This window comes from Methylomonas sp. LL1, from assembly GCF_015711015.1.
GTDB lineage: Bacteria > Pseudomonadota > Gammaproteobacteria > Methylococcales > Methylomonadaceae > Methylomonas.
This window is the reverse complement of record NZ_CP064653.1, coordinates 2,307,782-2,328,974: the sequence shown is the minus strand read 5'-3', so window position 1 is coordinate 2,328,974 and position 21,193 is coordinate 2,307,782. Positions and strand designations below refer to the sequence as shown.

General features: G+C 51.9%; 20 protein-coding genes and 1 riboswitch. Of the genes, 13 read left to right on the top strand and 7 right to left on the bottom strand.

Features of this window, described 5'->3' with window-relative positions; all coding sequences use genetic code 11:
- Nucleotide 1 precedes the first annotated feature (1 nt).
- The 8 genes from ppsA to IVG45_RS10830 all read left to right on the top strand — a co-directional run bounded on the left by ppsA (nucleotide 2) and on the right by IVG45_RS10830 (nucleotide 11,386).
- A complete protein-coding gene (gene ppsA / locus IVG45_RS10865; RefSeq protein ID WP_196437820.1) occupies nucleotides 2-2,395 on the top strand; it encodes a phosphoenolpyruvate synthase in 2,394 nt (797 codons plus the stop codon).
- Between the two features lie 419 nt (nucleotides 2,396-2,814).
- On the top strand, nucleotides 2,815-3,852 hold the full coding sequence (locus IVG45_RS10860; RefSeq protein ID WP_196434802.1) for an IS110 family transposase: 1,038 nt from the start codon (nucleotides 2,815-2,817) through the stop codon (nucleotides 3,850-3,852).
- Between the two features lie 539 nt (nucleotides 3,853-4,391).
- Nucleotides 4,392-4,472: riboswitch (cyclic di-GMP riboswitch) on the top strand.
- Nucleotides 4,473-4,546: 74 nt separating this feature from the next.
- Nucleotides 4,547-5,317, top strand: coding sequence for a VPLPA-CTERM sorting domain-containing protein (locus IVG45_RS10855; RefSeq protein ID WP_196437819.1), 771 nt, complete (start codon nucleotides 4,547-4,549; stop codon nucleotides 5,315-5,317).
- A 63-nt stretch (nucleotides 5,318-5,380) separates the two neighbouring features.
- On the top strand, nucleotides 5,381-6,118 hold the full coding sequence (locus tag IVG45_RS10850) for a VPLPA-CTERM sorting domain-containing protein (RefSeq protein WP_196437818.1): 738 nt from the start codon (nucleotides 5,381-5,383) through the stop codon (nucleotides 6,116-6,118).
- Nucleotides 6,119-6,660: 542 nt separating this feature from the next.
- Nucleotides 6,661-7,596, top strand: a complete 936-nt coding sequence (locus tag IVG45_RS22665) for a hypothetical protein (RefSeq protein ID WP_230874836.1) — start codon at nucleotides 6,661-6,663, stop codon at nucleotides 7,594-7,596.
- Between the two features lie 447 nt (nucleotides 7,597-8,043).
- Entirely contained in the window at nucleotides 8,044-9,303 is a 1,260-nt protein-coding gene (waaA, locus tag IVG45_RS10840; RefSeq protein WP_196437989.1) for a lipid IV(A) 3-deoxy-D-manno-octulosonic acid transferase, read from the top strand.
- A 94-nt stretch (nucleotides 9,304-9,397) separates the two neighbouring features.
- On the top strand, nucleotides 9,398-10,606 hold the full coding sequence (locus tag IVG45_RS10835) for an argininosuccinate synthase (RefSeq protein ID WP_196437817.1): 1,209 nt from the start codon (nucleotides 9,398-9,400) through the stop codon (nucleotides 10,604-10,606).
- Between the two features lie 153 nt (nucleotides 10,607-10,759).
- Nucleotides 10,760-11,386 carry a hypothetical protein gene (locus tag IVG45_RS10830; protein ID WP_230874835.1) on the top strand — a complete coding sequence of 209 codons (627 nt, stop codon included), beginning with the start codon at nucleotides 10,760-10,762 and terminating at the stop codon, nucleotides 11,384-11,386.
- An 82-nt stretch (nucleotides 11,387-11,468) separates the two neighbouring features.
- Here IVG45_RS10830 and IVG45_RS10825 read toward each other — a convergent pair whose 3' ends face one another.
- Both IVG45_RS10825 and cysG read right to left on the bottom strand, forming a co-directional pair.
- Nucleotides 11,469-11,804 (bottom strand): c-type cytochrome, encoded by a 336-nt coding sequence (locus tag IVG45_RS10825; RefSeq protein WP_196437816.1) that lies wholly within the window; start codon nucleotides 11,802-11,804, stop codon nucleotides 11,469-11,471.
- A 195-nt stretch (nucleotides 11,805-11,999) separates the two neighbouring features.
- The gene (gene cysG / locus IVG45_RS10820) at nucleotides 12,000-13,400 is read right to left on the bottom strand and encodes a siroheme synthase CysG (RefSeq protein WP_196437815.1); all 1,401 of its coding nucleotides are present in this window, start codon (nucleotides 13,398-13,400) and stop codon (nucleotides 12,000-12,002) included.
- Between the two features lie 74 nt (nucleotides 13,401-13,474).
- Between cysG and IVG45_RS10815 the strand changes: the two genes are divergently transcribed.
- Entirely contained in the window at nucleotides 13,475-13,705 is a 231-nt protein-coding gene (locus tag IVG45_RS10815) for a sulfurtransferase TusA family protein (RefSeq protein WP_196437814.1), read from the top strand.
- A gap of 55 nt (nucleotides 13,706-13,760) precedes the next feature.
- Here the strand turns inward: IVG45_RS10815 and IVG45_RS10810 are convergent, their stop codons facing one another.
- Nucleotides 13,761-14,414, bottom strand: a complete 654-nt coding sequence (locus tag IVG45_RS10810) for an HAD family hydrolase (protein ID WP_196437813.1) — start codon at nucleotides 14,412-14,414, stop codon at nucleotides 13,761-13,763.
- Nucleotides 14,415-14,566: 152 nt separating this feature from the next.
- Between IVG45_RS10810 and rppH the strand changes: the two genes are divergently transcribed.
- Nucleotides 14,567-15,088: an RNA pyrophosphohydrolase gene (rppH, locus tag IVG45_RS10805; RefSeq protein WP_196437812.1), complete on the top strand. Its 522-nt coding sequence runs from the start codon at nucleotides 14,567-14,569 to the stop codon at nucleotides 15,086-15,088.
- On the opposite strand, the gene cpdA is transcribed toward rppH, so the two are convergent.
- From cpdA to IVG45_RS10785, 4 genes are all read right to left on the bottom strand, one after another.
- Nucleotides 15,085-15,870, bottom strand: coding sequence for a 3',5'-cyclic-AMP phosphodiesterase (gene cpdA, locus IVG45_RS10800; RefSeq protein WP_196437811.1), 786 nt, complete (start codon nucleotides 15,868-15,870; stop codon nucleotides 15,085-15,087). The two genes, rppH and cpdA, sit on opposite strands and share 4 nt — an antisense overlap.
- Nucleotides 15,871-15,889: 19 nt before the next feature.
- Nucleotides 15,890-16,342 carry a GDP-mannose mannosyl hydrolase gene (locus IVG45_RS10795; RefSeq protein ID WP_196437810.1) on the bottom strand — a complete coding sequence of 151 codons (453 nt, stop codon included), beginning with the start codon at nucleotides 16,340-16,342 and terminating at the stop codon, nucleotides 15,890-15,892.
- 58 nt (nucleotides 16,343-16,400) lie between these two features.
- The gene (gene argA, locus IVG45_RS10790) at nucleotides 16,401-17,717 is read right to left on the bottom strand and encodes an amino-acid N-acetyltransferase (RefSeq protein ID WP_196437809.1); all 1,317 of its coding nucleotides are present in this window, start codon (nucleotides 17,715-17,717) and stop codon (nucleotides 16,401-16,403) included.
- A gap of 123 nt (nucleotides 17,718-17,840) precedes the next feature.
- Nucleotides 17,841-18,725 (bottom strand): LysR family transcriptional regulator, encoded by an 885-nt coding sequence (locus tag IVG45_RS10785; RefSeq protein ID WP_196437808.1) that lies wholly within the window; start codon nucleotides 18,723-18,725, stop codon nucleotides 17,841-17,843.
- A 106-nt stretch (nucleotides 18,726-18,831) separates the two neighbouring features.
- On the opposite strand from IVG45_RS10785, the gene IVG45_RS10780 reads away from it, so the two are divergent.
- The 3 genes from IVG45_RS10780 to IVG45_RS10770 all read left to right on the top strand — a co-directional run bounded on the left by IVG45_RS10780 (nucleotide 18,832) and on the right by IVG45_RS10770 (nucleotide 21,171).
- Nucleotides 18,832-19,434: an FMN-dependent NADH-azoreductase gene (locus tag IVG45_RS10780; protein WP_196437807.1), complete on the top strand. Its 603-nt coding sequence runs from the start codon at nucleotides 18,832-18,834 to the stop codon at nucleotides 19,432-19,434.
- 76 nt (nucleotides 19,435-19,510) lie between these two features.
- Nucleotides 19,511-20,077, top strand: a complete 567-nt coding sequence (locus IVG45_RS10775; protein ID WP_196437806.1) for a YceI family protein — start codon at nucleotides 19,511-19,513, stop codon at nucleotides 20,075-20,077.
- A 236-nt stretch (nucleotides 20,078-20,313) separates the two neighbouring features.
- Nucleotides 20,314-21,171, top strand: coding sequence for a pirin family protein (locus tag IVG45_RS10770; protein ID WP_196437805.1), 858 nt, complete (start codon nucleotides 20,314-20,316; stop codon nucleotides 21,169-21,171).
- Nucleotides 21,172-21,193: the final 22 nt, after the last annotated feature.

Here is a 21,193-nt window from a genome sequence, read left to right as displayed (position 1 = left end):
CATGTCGGAATCCTACCATTACATACGTTGGTTTAACGAACTGACCATCAACGATATTCCGTTGGTCGGCGGTAAGAATGCCTCATTGGGCGAAATGTACCGGGAACTGGCCGGGGAGGGCGTGATAGTTCCGAACGGCTTCGCGATCACCGCCGAAGCTTACCGTTACATGTTGGATCAGGCCGGAGCTTGGCCACGTTTGCACGAACTGCTGGATCAAGTCGATGCCGAGGATGTCAACGATTTGGCCTATCGAGCCCAGCAGGCCCGCGATCTGGTTTACGCCGCGCCGCTGCCGGCCGATTTGCAGGCCGAAATCCACCGCGCCTTTGCTCGGCTTCAGCAGCAATACGGTAATGATCTGAGCGTCGCGGTGCGCAGCTCGGCGACCGCCGAAGACCTGCCGACCGCCAGCTTTGCCGGCCAGCAGGATACTTATCTGAACATCCGTGGCGGCCAAGCCTTGATGGATGCCTGCAAACGCTGCTTTGCCAGTCTGTTCACCGACCGCGCGATACATTACCGTCTCGACCAGGGCTTCGATCATTTCAAGATCGCCTTGTCGATCGGCGTGATGAAAATGGTCCGTTCCGATCTGGCCGCCAGCGGCGTGATGTTTTCGTTGGATACCGAGTCCGGTTTCAAGGATGCGGTATTCATTACCGGCGCATACGGCCTAGGTGAAAATGTGGTGCAAGGTGCGGTCGATCCCGACGAGTTTTACGTGCATAAACCGACTTTCGCCCAAGGCTACCGTGCGGTATTGCGGCGAACGTTGGGCGCGAAAAAAATCAAGATGATCTACAGCGACGGCCGTACCCGCGAGCCTATCCGTAATGTCGCCACCGCCAACGAAGAACGCCGCCTTTTTTGCATAAGCGATGCCGAGGTGCTGCAACTGGCCGATTATGCGATCAAGATCGAGCGCCATTACGGCCGGCCGATGGATATGGAATGGGCCAAGGACGGATTGGACGGGCAACTCTACATCGTCCAAGCCCGGCCGGAGACCGTGGCTTCGCAGCGCAGCGGCAATGTGCTGGAGCAATATCTGGTCAAGCAGGGCGGCGAGGTTCTGGTCAGGGGGCACGCGGTCGGCAGCAAGATTGCGGTCGGCGCGGCCCGGGTGATCGACAATGTTTCCAAATTGTCGACCTTCAAACCCGGCGAGGTTTTGGTGGCGGATATGACCACGCCGGACTGGGAGCCAGTGATGAAGACCGCCGCCGCCATCGTCACCAACCGCGGCGGCCGTACCTGTCACGCCGCAATCATCGCCCGCGAGTTGGGGGTGCCGGCGGTGATTGGTTGCGAAAACGCCACGGCGACTATCGTCAGCGGCAGTGACGTGACGGTCAGTTGCGCCGAGGGCGATGCCGGCAAGGTCTATCGCGGCCGGGTTGATTTCGAGGTCATTCGTACCGATTTATCGCAAATGCAGCGGCCGAAAACCAAGATCATGCTGAATCTGGGCAATCCGGAGCTGGCCTTCAAGCATAGCTTCCTGCCCAATGATGGTGTCGGGCTGGCGCGGATGGAATTCATCATCACCGAATACATCAAGGCTCATCCGCTGGCGTTGATCCATCCGGAGCGGGTCGAGGATGCCGATGAATTGGAGCGGCTCGAACTTTTGACCGAGGGTTATGCCAAGCCCGAGGACTTTTTCATCCAACGCCTGGCGGAAGGCGTCGGCACCCTCGGCGCGGCGTTTTATCCCAAGCCGGTGGTGGTCAGGATGTCCGACTTCAAAACCAACGAATATGCCACCTTGCTGGGCGGACGCTGGTTTGAGCGCGAAGAGGCCAATCCGATGATCGGCTTTCGCGGCGCCTCGCGTTACGTGCATCCGGCCTATGCCGAAGGCTTTGCGCTGGAATGCGCGGCGATGAAGCGGGTGCGCGAGCAGATGGGGTTGACCAACGTGGTGTTGATGATCCCGTTTTGCCGGCGCATCGGCGAGGCGGAGAAAGTGCTGGAGGCGATGGCACGGCATGGATTGAAGCGCGGCGACAACGGACTGGAAATCTATGTGATGTGCGAAATACCCAATAACGTGATTCTGATCGACGAATTCAGCCGGCTGTTTGACGGTTTTTCGATCGGCTCCAATGACTTGACCCAATTAACGCTGGGCGTGGATCGCGATTCGGAAATTGTCGCCAACGACTTCGACGAACGCGATCCCGGCGTCAAGACCATGATTCGAATGGCTGTGGAAGGCGCTCGACGCAACGGCAGGCATTCGGGGCTATGCGGCCAGGCGCCGTCGGATTATCCGGAAATGGCCGAATATCTGGTCGAGATCGGCATAGACTCGATGAGTTTAAATCCCGACACCGTGCTGCAGACCACCCGGCGGGTGCTGGAGTTGGAACGGCGTTTGGGGCGTTAACCGGCTGATTTTTACTCCGCACAGGCAGAAATCCTCGCTTGCGAAATATTTCAAGTCAGGATTCAGCAAAAATTAATTTCCCGATTCGATTGCGGTTGTGATCAGAGTCTGCTGTAGGGGCGAATTTATTCGCCTCATGGCATTTCACCGGGCGAATGAATTCGCCCCTTGTATGATGAATTTTAACAACCGATAGCCTAGAAGAACCGATTAAGCTGTCATCGTTCATTGGGAGGCCGTTCGCCCCTGAGGACTGGTAAATACCAGAGCCTGTGCTGTAGATTGGCCCCCGCCCTATTCACCCATACCGTGGAGTATCCGAGGCTTAGAGCCTGCATACACAAGGAAGGTAGGTGCATGCGCAGGGTCGGGAACCGGTGAATAGTGTACTTAACCTTTAACTGAATTAAAAAACGATTATGACGAACCTCCCAATCAATGCCATCGCTGAATCTATCCACCGCCTGTTTGCCGGCGTGGATGTCGGAGCCGATGAATTGGTGCTGGTGATCCGCAAGAACGGCAAGTCGTTCGATCCACAAAAATATGCCAATACCCGCTCTGACCGTGCCCGCTTGGTCAACAAGCTGATCAAGCTGCCGGGCATCAAAGTCTGCCTGGAAGCCACCGGCATTTACCATTTCGACCTGGCAATTGCGTTGCATGACGCCGGTATTCCCGTGATGGTCGTCAATCCCAAGGCCTCGCATAACTTCGCCAAGGTGTTGATGAGAAACAGCAAAACCGATGCCGTTGATGCCAATACCCTGGCCGAATACGTCGAGCGCATGGACTTTGTCGCCTGGACCCGGCCATCGAATCAGACCCTGGCTTTGCGCGGGTTTGCCCGCCGCATTGATGCGCTGACCGGTCAGAAAGCTGCCGCGAAAAACCATCTGCATGCACTGAGTGCGACTCAGGAAACTCCAAAGGCGTTGCTGCGCGATGCCAAGCTGGCGATCAGTCAATTGGAAAAACGCATCGATACCTTGGCCGCCGAAGCGATGACCTTGATCAACCAGCACCCGGAACTCAAGCGTGTTTTTGAGTTGCTGACCGGCATCAAAGGCATTGCCCAAACCAGCGCCATTGCTTTGATGGGCGAACTGCTGTTATTGCCACCCAACCTGTCGCATCGCGAATGGGTCAAGTTTGCCGGGCTCGATCCCAAAGCCTTTGAATCCGGCAAAAGCGTACATAAGAAAATGCGGCTGTCCAAGGCGGGTAACCGGCATATTCGCTCGGCATTGTATATGCCGGCCTTGAGCGCCAAACAGCATGATCCCCATGTCAGCGCTTATTTCCAGCACTTGGTCGACAACGGCAAGAAACCTTTACAGGCCGTCTGCGCAGTGATGCGTAAATTACTGCATGCGATCCATGGCATGCTAAAGCACGACCAGCCGTTCGATAACACACGGTTTTATGTCATTCCGACACCCATCATCGCTGAGTGAAAAAGTGATGGAATTTTGTTGACTTGGAACAGAGTATCTACCATATTGCTTCCCAAAATTTCTGGAAGATATTTTTCGTCCGATCATTAGCTGCGTTTATTTGTGCTGACGATCGTAACCCTCTGCCCAAAGGAAAATCCAATTCTCAATCTTCCGTGGCATTTAATGGCGTCTAAGGCGGTTTTTAATGATGCGTCGGTATTATCCGACAATGAGCTTCTTTGATAATCATTTCATGCGGCCTAAATGAGGTGTGTTAGAGCTGAAAATAGGGTATTTCACGTTGCGTGATGAGCCATATCACGTATTTCCGAGTCCTTGCTAACGCTGGTTTTATTTTTAGTCCCTGTATTTCAGGTGTTTGGCAATTGGCATAAGGGTTGCATTAGTCCGAATGCAGTTGTCAGGCAGTGCTTACAAAATTTTTTCCGGCCCATGCTGAATGAATGCCGGCAAATCTCTGGTTCGCCGTGTTCATGATTTTGTACTTGGCTTGTTTGTGGTAAGCAAAAGCACTGTCAAAGGATTGTTGGGGAGCTTCATGCTTCAGCCACCCCCGTCGCGAGGCGGGTTCGGAAAGCCACGGGTCTTGAGCCTAACAAGATGGCCGGGTTGCCCTCTCGGAGACGAGGGGTGCGAGTGCATTCGTTCAGATGAGAATGCAATTTACATAACAATTTAGGAATGGAAAGCAATGATTCAATTTAAAAAACTGGCTATCGCGGGAGCAATTGCCGCTTCAATCATGGGTGCAACTGCTGCTGAAGCGCATGTTTCCTATCATTTGGATGCAGCCGGCGGACAAGCTCCAAACGTCAATGGTTCCGATGCAACCGGCTCTTGGACGGGTGGTGCACCTTCTTATGACGGTAATTTGCCTGTCACCTGGGTGGCCAATATTCACCATGTTGATACTGTTTACGAAATATCGGCGGCTGATGCGATCAACAACAAGGGGGCTGCATCAAATTTTGTTTTGGAATCCATTAACAATAAATGGAAGCCAGCTTCAAGCTGGGGTAATGCGTTGGATTTCGGTCTGATCAATATGGAAGTGGCTGGAAACTTGACCATTACGGTCGAAGCCGATTCCAGTCTGGCTTCCACATTCGCTCCTGGTTTTACCTTGTGGAGTGGTTGGGATGCTACAGCTACCAGCAGCAAGCACGGTTCATGGAACGCAAACCCTTTTGCACCAACCACGCGTGGTAGTAACGAATTGACCTATGTCGGCCACGCGGCAACCACTGTGGACGGTGGTTCAGTAACATATACCTTTAATAACCTGGCCGCTGGTAACTACAGTTTGTGGGTTGGGGGCAATGGCACTGACAATGTGAATGAGTTCTATAAAGCAAGTATGTCGGTAGCTGCGGTTCCCGTCCCTGGCGCGGTCTGGCTGTTCGGTAGCGCCATCGCCGGTTTGGTCGGCTTTGGCCGCCGTAAAGCGGCAGTGACTGCGTAAAATCAAGTCAAGGCGAAGCTTAGGCTTCGCCTTTTTAGTTTCCATCTGTCAAAAGGAACGGACATGAATTCATTGCTTAAAATCCTTACGGCCGCCACACTGGTCAGCGGCACCTATCTGACGCCCGCGCAAGCGGCTAATTCCCTGGAAATCAACGGCAGCCTTTTTCAGCAAATCGGTGGTTCGACTTTCGATGTTTGGAAAATCGTCATGCCGACAGCCGGTAGTTTCAAGGTGAACGTGTTAGCTTACGAAAGCACGGATAACTCAACGACAAATGCTGTCGATCTCAACGGCGATGGTGAATTTACCTATATCGACCCGGATACCCATTTTTGGAAGGATGACGGCAGCGCCAATTCGCTACTAAACGCAGCGAATCATTTGGCCCGTTGTGATGATATTGCCAACAATTGTTCAGCCGTCGACACACCTGGCTTTAAATTGACCGACCTGGGCGCAGCCTTTGGTGCCAGTGACGGCTCGATTCACTACCAGCGCGATCCCGCATACGAGGTAACGCTGGCCGCAGGCAATTACTTGTTTGTGATGGCGGATTATCGTTTGACGGAGACCGAGGCGGCTTCTGGCATCAATACAAGCGATACTATCCGCAATACCATTGTCGGAGGATATGGCGATTATCGAGTCGTGTTTAGCTCTGATAACCTTCAATTTAGCCTATCCGGCAACACCATCGCCGTCTCTCAAGTTCCGGTGCCCGCAGCCGTCTGGTTGTTCGGCACTGCATTGGTCGGGATGGTTGGTGTGGGTCGCCGCAAATTGTTTGCCACGGCTTGATTGTAGGTCGAGGATAGGCGGATGTGCTTGTCGAGGGTGCGGCATACTATTCCGCTAGGCTAAAAAAGGCGCATTTGTAGGAATGCGCCTTTTTTGTTGCGCTGAATTCGGGTTTCCATATTGGGAGCGTTCAAAATCCCATTATCTGGAGTTTTTGGTTTAAATAGGGCATTTCACTTAAAACCCCGATTCATGATTTTGCCGTGTAGTGTCAAACTCTGTAAATCCTGTTTAATAAAGGGTTTTGTCGGTTTCGGAGGACAAAAGCTCGGCCTCAAGTCTTATTAGTACATCGTTAAGTAGGGATGTTGTAATTGGAAATAAGGCATTTCACGCAATGATGTGAGGGGTATCACATATTTTTCTGGAGATATTGATGCTGCCTCGTTTTTTGCCTAGATATTTCGAGACTCTAGCTGTTGGCATAAGGTTTGCTTAATTAGAAATACAGCTGTCAGGCAGGGCTTACAGCGCTGTTATCCGGTCCACGGCGTCGAAAGCTGTTTAACCATAACCTTAAGTCAAAAAGAAAAGGAAGATTTATGATCAAAACTAAATTAGCTAAAGCGGTTTCCCTAGCCGTTGCCGGAGTTGCAATGTCTGCTGGCGCATCTAGTGCAATGGCTTCGACCACCATGTACAACACTTGGGACGTGGGACAAGCTCCAGGTACTTATAGCTCTAGTGCACAAACAACGGATGGCTGGTTGTATTCTGACGGCAAACAAAATGGCGCAACAGGTGGCACATTGAATGCTTGGGCAGGTGGTGCTGGTTCTGTTCCATTCGGTTATACCGGCAAAACCGCTTTGAACTGGGCCGTTCAATTGACCTCGGCTACTGATTCCGGCGTCATTTCTCGCCAAGATGCGATTGATCGTTACGGTGTTGCCGCCGACATCGACACCGGCAAAGGCGCTTGGGTTGACGCACAGTTGAATGCTCAAAATAATCCGGCTCCTACTGGTTGGCGCCATGCGGTTGATGTCGGCTTGATTCAAACTGCTGTGGATACGGACATTCGTCTGTCAGCAAGCGTGTTGGCTAACACTGTCGGCTTCGACAGCAATTTTGGTATCAGCGTTTACGACGGCATGACCAATGTGCAGTCATGGGGTCATCACGGTTCTTGGCACGGCGGTTATATCCTGGGTGATCAGTCCGTAACCAACTTGGCTAGAATCAACGGCAACGATCCAATCGGCATGACTGGTTTAACTTTTGTTGGATTTTCAGATGGTTCTAACCTGACTTTAAATGCCAATAATCAAGATTATCTGATCTTCCATGCTTTGGCTGGTCACACTTATACGGTAATTCTAGGCGGTAGCGACGGCGGTCAAACCTGGAGCGGAAATCAAGCCAGCTATGCGCTTAATGTGCAAGCCGTCCCAGTCCCCGGCGCAGTCTGGTTGTTCGGTAGTGCTGTCGCCGGTCTGGTTGGATTCGGCCGCCGCAAAGCCGCGGTCGCTGCATAAGCTGTAATAAAAAAGGAAATTATAAAGGATATGTCAGGATGACTCTGCCAGGGAAGGTTTTCACGTGATTACAGGGAAGGAATGGCTTTGCTCTCGCAAGGATGCGGTGAATGTGGAATAACGTTTGAGAAAGTCGCGGACAGACAAGTTGTTTGTCCGCGCAAGGAGTTTTGGTTTCAGGATTCGTCAGGATGACCGCCAAGGATGGCTAACCCTTCTATCAGGTAGGTTTTGGGCAAGACCGAAGTGCTTCCCCAGCTTTTTGTGCCTGGCTCGAATTTCGATGGCTATGCTGCTTTTATCCGGCATTTAGCCGATTTCACTCAATTCCATTAGGCGCTTTGCTATACTTTTCGGCCTTGTCGAGGAGAGCGTGATGATGGTTGTCTTTAGTTTTAATGTCTTGCCAAAACCGGTTCTTACCAGCGAGGGTTTGGCTTGAACGCTGTGCGTCGGCTTTACACCTTGCTGTTCTATGTTGGCTTGCCGGCCGTGTTGTTGCGGCTTTACTGGCGTGGTTTCAAGGCCCCTGAGTACAGGCGCCGATGGCAAGAGCGCTTGGGCTTTTATAACAAGGAATCCGGGCAGCCCGTGGTTTGGTTTCATTGTGTGTCGGTAGGCGAGGCCGAGGCGGCATTCCCGTTGATCCGGTTGATGCAAGCCGAGCATCCCGGCCAACGATTTTTGGTGACCACTACCACGCCGACCGGTTCCGCTCGGGTAAGCGATGTGCTGGCGGATCGGGTCGAACATGTCTATCTGCCTTATGATGTGCAGCTTGTTCTGGCACGCTTCTTCGAGCATTTTCGCCCGAAAATGGCGGTGTTCATGGAAAAGGAAATCTGGCCCAATCTGTTTGCGCAGTGCGCCGAGCGTCAAATTCCTTTATTTGTGATCAATGCCCGTTTGTCGGCGCGTTCGGCGCGAGCCTATCTAAAAATTCCGGCCTTGGTTAAGCCGGCTTTGCAATGCGTTACCCAAATTGCCACTCAAACCGAGGAAGACAGGTTGCGGTTTATTGAAATCGGTGCCGTAGCGGAGCGGGTGACGACCTTAGGTAATATCAAGTTCGATCTTGCGATTGACAACAGCGTAATCGCAGCAGGACAAACGCTAAAACAGCAAAGCTTTACCGGTCGTTTTGTCTGGATTGTGGCCAGCACCCACCAAGGCGAGGAAGAGCAGTTATTGCAGGTGTTTGCCCAATTAAAGCAACGGATTCCACAAATCCTATTGATGATTGCGCCGCGGCATCCTGAGCGGTTTCAGAACGTGAAGAAATTATGTCTGGATCAAGGTCTGAGAGTGGTGATGCGCAGTGAAAATCAGCCTGTTGCCGAGAATGTTGATGTTTATATTGCCGACAGCATGGGCGAGTTGAAGATGCTGTATGCGGCGGCGGATGCGGCGTTTGTCGGCGGCAGTCTGGTGCCGGTCGGTGGGCATAACGTACTGGAGCCGGCCTTGGTCGGTGTGCCTGTGTTGTTCGGGCCGCAGATGTTTAATTTCAAGGAAATCGCCGAGCGTATATTGGCCGAGGAAGCGGCCGTGCAGTGCCGCAATCTTGATCAGATTGCCGAAACGCTGTCGCGGATACATGCCGATGTCGGTTATAGAAGCAAGTTGACCGCCAAAGCCAAAGCTTTCGTATTGCGCAATCAGGGTGCGACGCGACGCATAGCCGATTTGCTGTCTCGGAGGCTTTAACAGATGCTTGCGTCGCTGGTTGTTTGCGGAAACGCTAGGCGTTTTCCGTTATAATCAGGCCATTTTTTTAATCGTTAAAGGTGTGAAGCGCATTATGTCCGAAGTCAAAAAAGTCGTATTGGCCTATTCAGGCGGTCTGGATACCTCGGTTATTCTCAAATGGTTGCAGGATGTCTACCAATGCGAGGTGGTGACATTTACCGCCGACATCGGCCAGGGCGAGGAATTGGAGCCGGCGCGGGCCAAGGCCACTGCCGCGGGGATTAAGCAAATCTATATCGACGATTTGCGCGAGGAATTCGCCCGTGACTTTATCTTCCCGATGTTCCGGGCCAACACGATTTACGAAGGCGAGTATTTGCTGGGAACTTCGATTGCCCGGCCGCTGATTGCCAAACGGTTGATCGAGATTGCCAATGAAACCGGCGCCGATGCGATTTCGCATGGCGCGACCGGTAAGGGTAATGACCAAGTGCGTTTCGAGTTGGGCGCCTATGCGCTGCGCCCTGATATCAAGGTCATCGCGCCTTGGCGGGAATGGGATTTGAACTCACGGCAAAAACTGCTGGACTACGCCGAGCAACACGGCATTTCGGTGGAGATGAAAAAAGGCAAAACCTCGCCTTATTCGATGGATGCCAACTCGCTGCATATTTCCTACGAAGGCCGTATCTTGGAAAATCCTTGGACCGAGCCGGAAGAGGATATGTGGCGTTGGACCGTCTCACCGGAAAACGCTCCCGATCAAGCGACCTATGTCGAGTTGACCTATCAAAACGGTGACATCGTTGCCATCGATGATGTGCCGCACACGCCGCATCAAGTCATGGAGAAGCTGAACAAAATCGCCGGCGCCAATGGGGTAGGGCGACTGGACATCGTCGAAAACCGTTATGTTGGCATGAAGTCGCGCGGCTGCTATGAAACTCCGGCCGGTACTGTGATGCTCAGAGCGCATCGGGCCATCGAGTCGTTGACGCTGGATCGCGAAGTAGCACACTTGAAAGATGAGTTGATGCCGCGTTATGCCTCGTTGATTTACAACGGTTACTGGTGGAGTCCCGAAAGAAGTATGCTGCAAACCATGATCGACGCCTCGCAGGTTCATGTAAACGGCAAGGTGCGGGTGAAATTGTACAAGGGCAATGTCATCGTGGTCGGCCGCGCATCGGATAATAGTCTGTTCGATGAAAATATCGCCACATTCGAGGAAGATGGCGGCGCTTACAATCAAAAAGACGCCGAGGGTTTTATCAAGCTGAATGCCTTGAGAATGCGGATTGCCGCCAAAAAAGGCCGATAAGATCTTTCCGGGCCTTTAAAGCAGGACATTTTCAGTGAAGCTTGTATAATGAATTAGTATGGTTAAGTTCGCGCTCATAACGGATCGGGTTCTCCCCGGCGGCATGGGCCGGCCTTAATCTAAAGCTTCCTGATTAGCCACACTAAAATAATAATGAGCAATATGCCTGAGATTAATCTGGATGATGCCAATAGTGAATCACGTGCACTAGCGATACTTCAGGCTGTCCAAAAACATCACGCCTTGGTCAAGGTCAATCGTTTTTTGTTGATGTTGGTGTTTTTGTTGATGGTCGCGGTTGTTGTGATGGGATTGGTTTTAATGCCCAATCAAAATCGATTGAGCGACCTCAAGGCCGACCCGGCCACGACTGCGGCTTATGCGTTGCAGAATCCGGCGATTTCAGCGGAGATCAACACCCTTAAGGGCCAGTTATTTGGCCTTGTTAGCGGATCCATCGAAAGCAAGCTGCGCTCGCTCGAGGAAAATATCAAGCGCGGCAGTGTCGTCGACTCATTGAACACGATTCAGGATTTGAAAAGCGATGTAAAAGTGCTCAGCGCTTATACCGATGGTCCCAAGGTTGGTAGTCCTCGAGAAGCCGAGGTTAACCAGCAGTTGATCAAGGAGTTAACCGATTTGAAGGATCTGGTATATCTGACCTTTATTTCTTGCGGGCTTATGATTGCGGCCGTGGCGGGCGTTTGGTTGCGCCATCGCTATCGTTTGACCCACCAGAAAAGCCATACCATTTATCTGAGTCGTAGTCAGCAGGATTAGCCGATCCCGTGGGTTTTTAACGGGCATAAAAAAGCCGCCTCACAAATCGTGGGCGGCTTTTTTGTTTGCCTAAGCGTCGGTCTTATTTTGCCAGATAAGAGTAAACGGCATCGATCGCTTGGTCTTCGGTCATGTTTGCTTTTTTCACAGGACCGACTTCCATGATGGCGGCGGTTGCTTTAGGCATACCGTTTTTGCCTTCTTTCAGAACTTTGGCGAATTGATCTTTAGGCAGTTTGCCGGCTTTGATCAGTTCTTTCAATTGTGGGTTGGAAGCGATGTCGTGGCAAGCGCCGCAACCACGGCCGAAAGCACGCTCATAAATTTTCGCGCCAACTTCTTCTGCTTCGTTTGCAGCTACTTGACCGCTGATTGCAATCAGAGCCGCGCCTACCAATAAACCAAATGATTTTTTCATTATTATGATCTCTCGTTGTGATTAAAAAAAGGACTACGAGTTGCCGGAGCAACCCACGGACCAATGGAAAAAGTCGGCAAAGCATAGGGAATTTTACAGAAAAATTCAATCGATTTTCGCTAAAACAGGACGATTTCACTGGCTTGCGGCTGTATTGTCATGATTAAAACTTAAACTTCGCTGAAAATGCCGGCGTTAAGAGTGTGGCGGCTGCCCGGATTGAAACCAGTGAAGTTTTTCATGCAGCGATACCACGGTGCCCACTATAATCAGGGTTGGCGGCTTGATGTCGGCCTGCTCGGCCAGTCTCGGCATGTCGGTCAGGGTGCCGGTGATAACCCTCTGGTTTTGGGTGGTGCCTTGTTGAATGATGGCGATGGGGTGATCCGGTGGGCAGCCGTGCTCGATCAAAGCCTGGCAGATCGTGTACAGGCCCACCAGGCCCATGTAGATCACGATAGTCTGATTCGGGGCCGCAAGCTGTTTCCAGTTCAGATTAATGCTGCCGTCCTTTAGGTGTCCGGTGACGAAGGTACAGGATTGAGCGTGATCGCGGTGGGTCAGCGGAATGCCGGCATAGGTGGCGCAGCCGGAGGCGGCGGTAATGCCGGGTACTACTTGAAAAGGTATGCCTTGCTGCATCAGGGTTTCAATTTCCTCGCCGCCACGGCCGAAGATGAACGGGTCGCCGCCCTTTAATCGGGCTACTCGTTTACCGGATAAGGCCAGATTAGCCAGCAATTCGTTGATCGATTCTTGCGGCAGGCTGTGATTGCTGCGTTGTTTGCCGACATAGATTTTCTCGGCATCGCGCCGCGCCATTTCCAAGATGCCATCCGACACCAGGCGGTCATACACGATCACGTCGGCTTGCTGCATCAGGCGCAAGGCGCGGAAGGTCAACAAATCCGGATCACCAGGGCCGGCGCCGATCAAATACACCTCGCCCTTGGTTGTAGCCTGTTCCGCAAGCAACAATTGGGACTTGAGCTCTAATTCCGCTTCCTGAATCTTTCCGGTGAAAACCAATTCGGCCACATGTCCATGCAGCATGTTTTCCCAAAAGATGCGCCGCTGTGAGGGTTGTTTGATCCGTTGCTTGACCAAAAGCCTGAATTCCTCGGCAAATTGCGCCAGACGACCATAGGCGGCTGGAATCAGGCTTTCTATCTTGGCCCGTAAAATTCTGGCCAGGACCGGCGAAGCACCGCCGGAGGAAATCGCGGCAATCAACGGCGAGCGGTCGACGATGGCCGGGAAAATGAAGCTGCACAGATCGGGGTTATCAACCACGTTGACCGGAATCCGATGGTTTTCAGCGGCGGCGGCGACTAGCTCATTGGTGGCCCTGTTATTGGTGGCGGAAATCACCAGGCGCATGCCCAACACGTCGTCAGCGGAAAAGCGCTTTTGTATTAATGTCAGGTTCAGTGCGGATTGCAATGCCGCAACACTCGGCCCCAGTTGTTCGGCTATCACCGTGATTCTGGCACCGGCCTTGCCTAATACTTCGATTTTGCGCGCGGCTACCTCGCCGGCGCCTACCACCAGACAGGGCTGATTTTTGAGTTTAACGAAAAGGGGAAAGTAATCCATCGCTGCTTGATATTCGTGGGTTTAAGTTGGTGATATGATAAAAGCGTTTATGGCTCAATTGAGAAAACAAAGTAATGATCGAGTTCGACTTAGAAGTGGATGCCAGCGGCTTGCAATGTCCCTTGCCGTTATTGCGCCTGAAAAAGGCGATTATGGAAATTGAGAGCGGCGGAGTGGTCAAGGTGATTGCCACCGATCCGGCCGCTCATCTGGATTTCGGTGTCTATATCGATCAGGCCGGACATGTTCCGCTGAAAATTCTAAAGGAAGCCGACAAACAGATTTTCTTTATACAGAAAAAATAGAAGCGATTCAATATTAAAATCAGGATTCAAAGCATTTTGTAGCCTGATCGTTTAATTATCTAAGGCTGATAATCGGCCAACCGGCTTGTTCCGCCACTAGGCGCAGTTGTTGGTCGGGATCCACGGCTATCGGTTTGTCGACCAGCTTTAACAGGGGCAGATCATTGTGCGAGTCGCTATAAAAACAGCTGCCCGCCAAGCTCTCGGTCGAGCCGGCTAACCAGTCTTGTAGTTGTTTGACCTTGCCTTCCTGAAAACACGGTGTACCGATAAAGTTGCCGGTATATTGGCCGTTTATGAATTCCGGGGTGGTGGCCAGCAGATTGTCTATGCCATACAGTTTGACGATGGGTTCGGTGACGAAGCGGTTGGTGGCGGTGACGACCAATAAGGTGTCGCCGGCGGCCCGATGTTGTTCGACCAGCTTGTGAGCGGCAGCCAGTGTAATCGGTTTGATCACGGTTTCGACAAACTCATCGCGCCAGAGATAGAGCTGCTGGGCATCGTGCATGGCCAAGGGTTTCAGTGAGAAATCCAGAAACTCGATGATGTCCAGTTTGCCCTGTTGGTAGTCTTGGTAAAACTTTGCGTTAGCCTCTTCGTAATAGTCTTTGTCGACGATGCCGCGATCGACCAGAAACTGTCCCCATAAAAAATCGCTGTCGTCTGCGATCAGCGTGTTGTCCAAATCAAAAATCGCTAAGCTCACGTTAAACCCGTTGAAAGTAAATAAAACAAAGCGGCGTATGGCTTATGCCGCTTATTTATGGAACAATTGCGCCATTGATTTTAATGGTCGGCCCATTTTTGATTTTAGCATTCAGTCATCGAAAACGGGCCGCAATAATACAGGTTTTTTACATGATAGACTCGAAAGGATACCGGCCTAATGTCGGGATTATCCTTTGCAATGACGAGGGTCGTGTATTCTGGGCAAAGCGCAAGGGCGCTAATTCGTGGCAGTTTCCGCAAGGCGGGATCGATGGCGACGAAGACCCGGAAACGGCGATGTATCGGGAGTTGTGGGAGGAAACAGGCTTGCGCGCCGAGCATGTTCAAGTGCTGGGGCGTACCCGCTACTGGCTGCGTTACAAGCTACCGGAACGCTATATCCGCAAGAATTCACTGCCGCTGTGCATCGGCCAAAAACAAATCTGGTTTATGCTGCGCCTGTTGAGCGATGAATCGATGGTGCGTTTCGATTGCGGCCACAAGCAGGAATTCGATAATTTCAAATGGGTGGAATATTGGTACCCGCTGCAAGATGTGGTGTATTTCAAGCGCCGGGTTTACCGCAAGGCCATGGATGAACTGGGTTCCTTGTTGATCGCCGAGGATGTTCAGGTTGACGCGACAAGCTATTTGACCGGCCTGTCCGGTTAATATTCGTGAGCATTCCGGTTTAAATTGTCCAGCTTGACCGGTAAGCGGTGACAATCCGATTGCAGGCCGCCGTCATCGTATAGATTAAATATCCGGTAACCGGGGGCCGTTTCATCAATGCTGAACTCACTGGAATTTGGCGTGAATTGAAAACAGCTGGCTGGTGTGGCAAAGAAGGCTATCGGTTTTTCCTGGCAAGCGAATTCCTGATGAATATGGCCGCAGGTCACCGCCTTGACTTGCCCAAATCCTTCGATCAATTTCAAAAAAGCCTCGCTGTTTTGGATTTGCATGGTATCCAGCCATGCCGAGCCGCTGGCAAAGCAGTGATGGTGAACCGCAATCAATGTTGGCCTGTCAGAGTTCGATTGCAGCGTCCGTTGCAAAAACACTAATTCCTCTCGGCTAAGCGCGCCAACGGGGCTGTTGGGCTTTTGGCTGTTTAGGCCAATGATCAGCCAGTTTCCCAACACCAAATGCTTTTGGCAACTGACCAAGCCATTATTCAAATATTTCGTCATCAGACTTAAATCGTCATGATTTCCCGGCAGGCACAGACAAGGCGTGTCATAGCCGTTCAGGTGTCGGTAAAGGCGTTGGTAACTGCCGGGGCAGGGATCTTGCGCCAGATCGCCGGTTAGCAGAATCAAATCAAAGCGGCCATGGACTGCGTGGGCGTGCTCTAGGGTCAGCTTGAAATAATGCTCGGTATCAATGCCCAGCATGATGTCGCCGGAGTGCGGCAACAAGTGCATGTCTGTGATTTGCAGGACTTTTAGCATAGTCGTGGCCGGCAACCGCTCATGATAAATAGCCGAAATAGGCCTGGCTGTAAGGATGTACTTCGGTTAAGTTGTCATCTTGCTTAAACCAACGATAATCCGAGTGCTGTTGCCGCGGGAGTTGTTGTATTTCAATGTCCAGGTTTAACCGATAAGCCAGTACCACATAATGTGTACTTACGCCCGGTACCTGGGCAAAATTGTTCGGGTACAGGTGGGTAAATGCGCCCACCAACTGGCTGTCGCCCAAACGGTAAGTTAGACCCAGTTCCGCCCGGCAAATCCTGTGGAATGCGGCTTCCAGTGTTTCCGATTTGAATATTCTGCCGCCCGGCACAAACCAATATCCCGATGCGGGTTCATTGAGCCGTTTGCCCATCAATAGTTCGTGATTGGCGGAGCGGACAATCAGATCGATGGATACCAGCGGCGTGTGTTTTAGGGTTTCAATAAAGATGTCTTGACTAAGCATTTTTGAATCGGCAATAGCTGGCTTGAGAGGGGCATCGAAGCGGATCATGTGTTCGCGGTCAGTCAACGTCTTTAAACAGGACCTTGGATTTTCGTTGATAGTTATAGGCGCTTTTCATCGGTTCGGGTAAATCCTCTATTTTGCAAGGAATAAAGCCGCGTTCGACAAACCAATGCACCGTCTGGGTCGATCGGACGAACAAGCGGGTAATGGCCTGTTTTTGGGCATTATTGATCAAGTGTTCCAGCAACCGGTTGCCGCGCGCGCCTTTTTGATAATCCGAATGAACCGCGAGACAAGCGATTTCGGCGTTATGCCGATCCGGTAAAACATGAAAGGCGGTACAGCCGATAATCAAACCATCGCGTTCGATCACGATGTAATCACCAATTTCCATTTCCAGTTTTTCCCGCGAACGTTTCACCAGGATACCATTTTGTTCTAGCGGCTTAATCAATTCCATGATACCGCCGATGTCGTCGAGCGTGGCCGGGCGGAGAGTTTCGAACGCGGTGGAACTGATCAATGTGCCTATGCCATCCCGGGTAAATAATTCCAGCAGCAAGGCGCCGTCCAAATGGCGATTGACCAAATGGGCGCGGCGCACGCCTTTTTGGCAGCTTTGGATGGCGGCCTGCAGCGACAGCGCAACGGCGACGGCTATGTCGGTTGATTGCTGTAAGAGTTCGCCGGCTTGATCGGTCGTCAGTTGTTGGATAGTCTGGTTATCCTTCGGCGAGATGCAGCTTTGCTCGGTCAACAGGATCAGTTTTTCCGCTTGCAAGGCAATGGCGACTTCGGTGGCGACTTCTTCGGCGGACAGGTTGAACACCTCGCCGCTGGGCGAATAACCGATAGGCGAGATCAGCACCACATTGTTTTGATCCAGTTGTTGATGGATTGCCTGGCTGTCTATGCGCCGTACCTTGCCCGTATAGCAGTAATCGATGCCATCCAGCACGCCCAGCGGTTTGGCCGTGACGAAATTGCCGGAAGCAACCCGAATCTTGGCGCCCGCCATCGGCGAACCCGATACCCCCATCGATAATAATGCTTCGATCTCGACCCGCACCAGGCCGGCGGCTTGCTTTACATATTGCAGGGTTTGTGCGTCGGTGATGCGCAAATGGTGGTGAAATTTCGGGATGTCGCCGTGCTCTGTCACCTGTTCGTCGATCTGCGGACGAATGCCGTGCACCAAGACCAGTCTGACGCCCAGGCTTCTTAGCAAGGCAAAGTCATGAATCAGATTGTCGAAGTCAGGCTCGGTAACCGCCATCCCGCTAAAGAAGATGACGAAGGTGCGATTGCGATGCGCGTGGATATAGGGTGAGGAATTTCTAAACCAATTAACGAAGGCGGTTGATTGTTGCATGTTGTGTGGCGTATTACCGTGAAGTGGCTGACGGGCGAATTTGCATTGGAATGGTAGTTAGCCCGTTAGTGAAAGTCCAGAGATTAATCGATTGTTCCGGCATACAGCAAAAAACCTATTTTTTTACGGGATGACCGATGCCTTGAGAATATTCGCCATATGCCTTACCCCGGGTCCGGCAACATCCGGATTAGCAATAATCAAGTACAAAGGTACCTCGCGTAGCTGACCTTCCCGTAAGGGTAGCGGCTTTAACAGCCCTGTCCGAAGTTCTTCGCCGATCTGTGTTTCGGGTAACCAGGCGAAACCATAACCCATGCAGACCGCCTGAATCGAAGTGGCAACCTGACTCACCGTCCAACGTTGATCCACTTCAACCGTCACCGCGCGTTGATCGCGTTTAGCCCCGGAATCCCGTACAACCAGATGGCGGTAGTGGCGCAAGTCTCTATGGCTCAGCTCCCGGCCTAGGTGATGTAGTGGATGATCCGCGTGCGCCACTGCCAGCAAGCGGATTCGAGTCAGAAGTTCGCCTAAAAACCCCGGCGGGATTCGTGGCGAAATGGCCAAATCCACGTATCCACTCAGCAAAGCGTCGGTCGTTCCGCCTAATACCGATTCAATCAGTTCAACCCGGGTACCCGGGCTTTCCTGTCCAAAGCGCTCAAGACAGTTCAGTAGTAATTTAGCCGGGAACAGAATTTCAGCGGCAATGGTGATAACCGCTTCCCAGCCGGCTGAAAGCCTATGCGCTGCCCGCTCCAATTCGTTGGCCTCATCCACGAGCGCTAGCGCGCGCCGGTACAGCATTTGCCCGGTTGGAGTCAGTATGGCTTTGCGGCCCTGAATTTCGAAGGCTTTGACGCCCAGTTGAGATTCAATTTTTTGTACCGCATAGCTGACGGCCGATTGGCTTTTGCACAGCTTTTCAGCCGCTTGCGCATAACCACCCGCATCGACCACTTCGATCAAGGAGCGCCATTGTTCCAGCGTAATATGAGGGCTCATGGTTACCTATCGAATGAATGGATCATTATGCGCGAATTATTATGCTTTTTTATCGATCATTTAAAGCGTTAAATAGCACCACGTTTACTGATTGGGGATAAACACTATGACCACATTGTTACAAATCAATTCAAGTATCTTTTCATCGGGCGGAAACTCCAGCCAATTGGCGGATGCATTTGTTGCCCAATGGCAAGGCCATAATCCGAATGCACGGATCAAGGTTCGAGATTTGGCTAGCGATCCATTGCCCCATCTCGACGCCCAACGCGTTGAGGCATTTTTCACCTTGCCGGAAGCCAGAACAACGGAGCAGCAGGCCTATGTCGAGGAATCCGATGCCTTGATCGGCGAGATTCAACGGGCGGACATCATTGTCATGGGCTTGCCGATGTATAACTTCGGTATCCCCTCGACCCTGAAAGCCTATTTCGATCAGATCTCCCGCGCCGGGGTGACCTTTCGTTATACCGAGAACGGCCCCGAAGGTTTGCTGGAAGACAAAAAGGTCTATGTCTTCGCAACCAGGGGCGGTCTGTATGCAGGCACCGCGCTCGACAGTCAGACCACATATGTTCGCGATTTTCTAGGATTTATAGGCATCACCGATGTTGAATTCATCTATGCGGAAGGCTTGAACATGGGAGAGCCAGCCAAGGACAAAGCCTTACTGGCCGCTCAACAACGCATTACCGCATTGGCCGCATGAAACTAGGCAACAGCTAGACCGTTTGCATAAACATACCGCTCTCATTTTTCAATCATCCAAAACCAGGAGCTTTAACATGAAACACACAGCCCTATTATCATTAGCCGCATTACTGTCAGGCACGGCGCTGGCCGCCCCCGAAACCTATGTCATCGACGCCGACCACACCTTGCCGCGTTTTTCCTACAGCCATTTTGGTTACTCCACCCAAGTTAGCCGCTTCGATAAAACATCCGGCAAGATTGTGCTGGACCGTCAAGCCAAGACCGGTTTGGTAGAGGTCGTGGTTGATACGGCTTCAGTCAACACCGGCATTCCGTTATTCAACGAACACATACAAGGCGAGGATTTTCTGGATAGCGCCAAGTACCCGACGATGAGTTTTATATCGAACAAGTTCAAATTCGAGGGTGAAAATCCGGTTGCCGTCGATGGCACGCTAACCCTGAAAGGCATCACTAAGCCGGTTACCCTAACGGTGACATCCTTCCAGTGCATGCCGCATCCGATGCTGAAAAAAGATGCGTGCGGTGCTAATGCCACGGCGGTGATCAAACGCACCGATTTCAATATGGGCAAATATGCGCCGCAAGTGAGTGACGAAATCACCATCACCATCCCGGTTGAAGCCGTCAAACAATAAGACGACTTTTGAGAAAGATTGTACCCATTGCCAAACCTTCGTTCGCTGAGCGGAGTCGAAGCGAATGATGGACTTCGACTCCGCTCAGTCAACGGCAAATTTCTCGGATTGAGTAACTTTATTTCCATAAATCGCCTAAGTCTCGGTGACATGAGCGCTTTTGAAACGGCGGTTTTTAAACCCTTGGCCGATGACAACAGGCTGTCCAATTGCCATCGGCCGCTAAGGAGTCAGATATGAGCACACGTATCCTTCAACAAATCATTCCCGCCATCGCCACATCCGATGGTGCCGGCGTCAAGCTGCGCCGTAGCCTGGGGCAAACTCAAGCCCTGCGCGTTGATCCTTTCCTGATGCTGGATGAATTTTCTTCGGAGAACGCCGATGACTATATCGCCGGTTTTCCGAGTCATCCCCATCGCGGTTTCGAGACCGTCACCTACATGCTGGATGGCCATATGCTGCATGAAGACCATCTTGGCAACAAGGGCGACTTGAAAAGCGGCGGTGCCCAATGGATGACGGCCGGACGCGGCATTATCCATTCGGAAATGCCGCAACAGGAAAGCGGCCGAATGCGAGGCTTCCAGCTCTGGGTCAATTTGCCGGCCAAGGAAAAAATGAAACCAGCAAGTTATCAGGACATTCAGCCGGATCAAATCCCCAGGATAGCTCTGCCTAACGGGGGAGAAGTTAAAGTGATAGCCGGCTCTGTAGACATGGATGGCAAACTTATCTGGGGTCCAATTCAGGGTATCACTACCGAACCGTTGTTCCTGGATGTTCGCTTGCCAGCCAACGGACAATTCAGCCAAGCGTTTGCCTCGGAGCTCAATGCGTTTGTATATCCCTATGAAGGTCAAATCGAGATCGGCCCCATCGATAAGGCGCGTCAGTTGGAATCGCAATCCGCCGGCGTCCTGTCTAGCGGCGATAGCATCGAAATACGCACTCAAGATCGGTCCGCTGCCTTTCTGCTGTTGGCAGGACGCCCGCTACACGAGCCGGTAGTCCAGTATGGGCCTTTCGTGATGAATACACGCGAACAGATTGAGCAGGCCATGAGTGACTATAAAAATGGCCAACTGGTGTAGCGGCGGTAAGAAGATTCTCAAA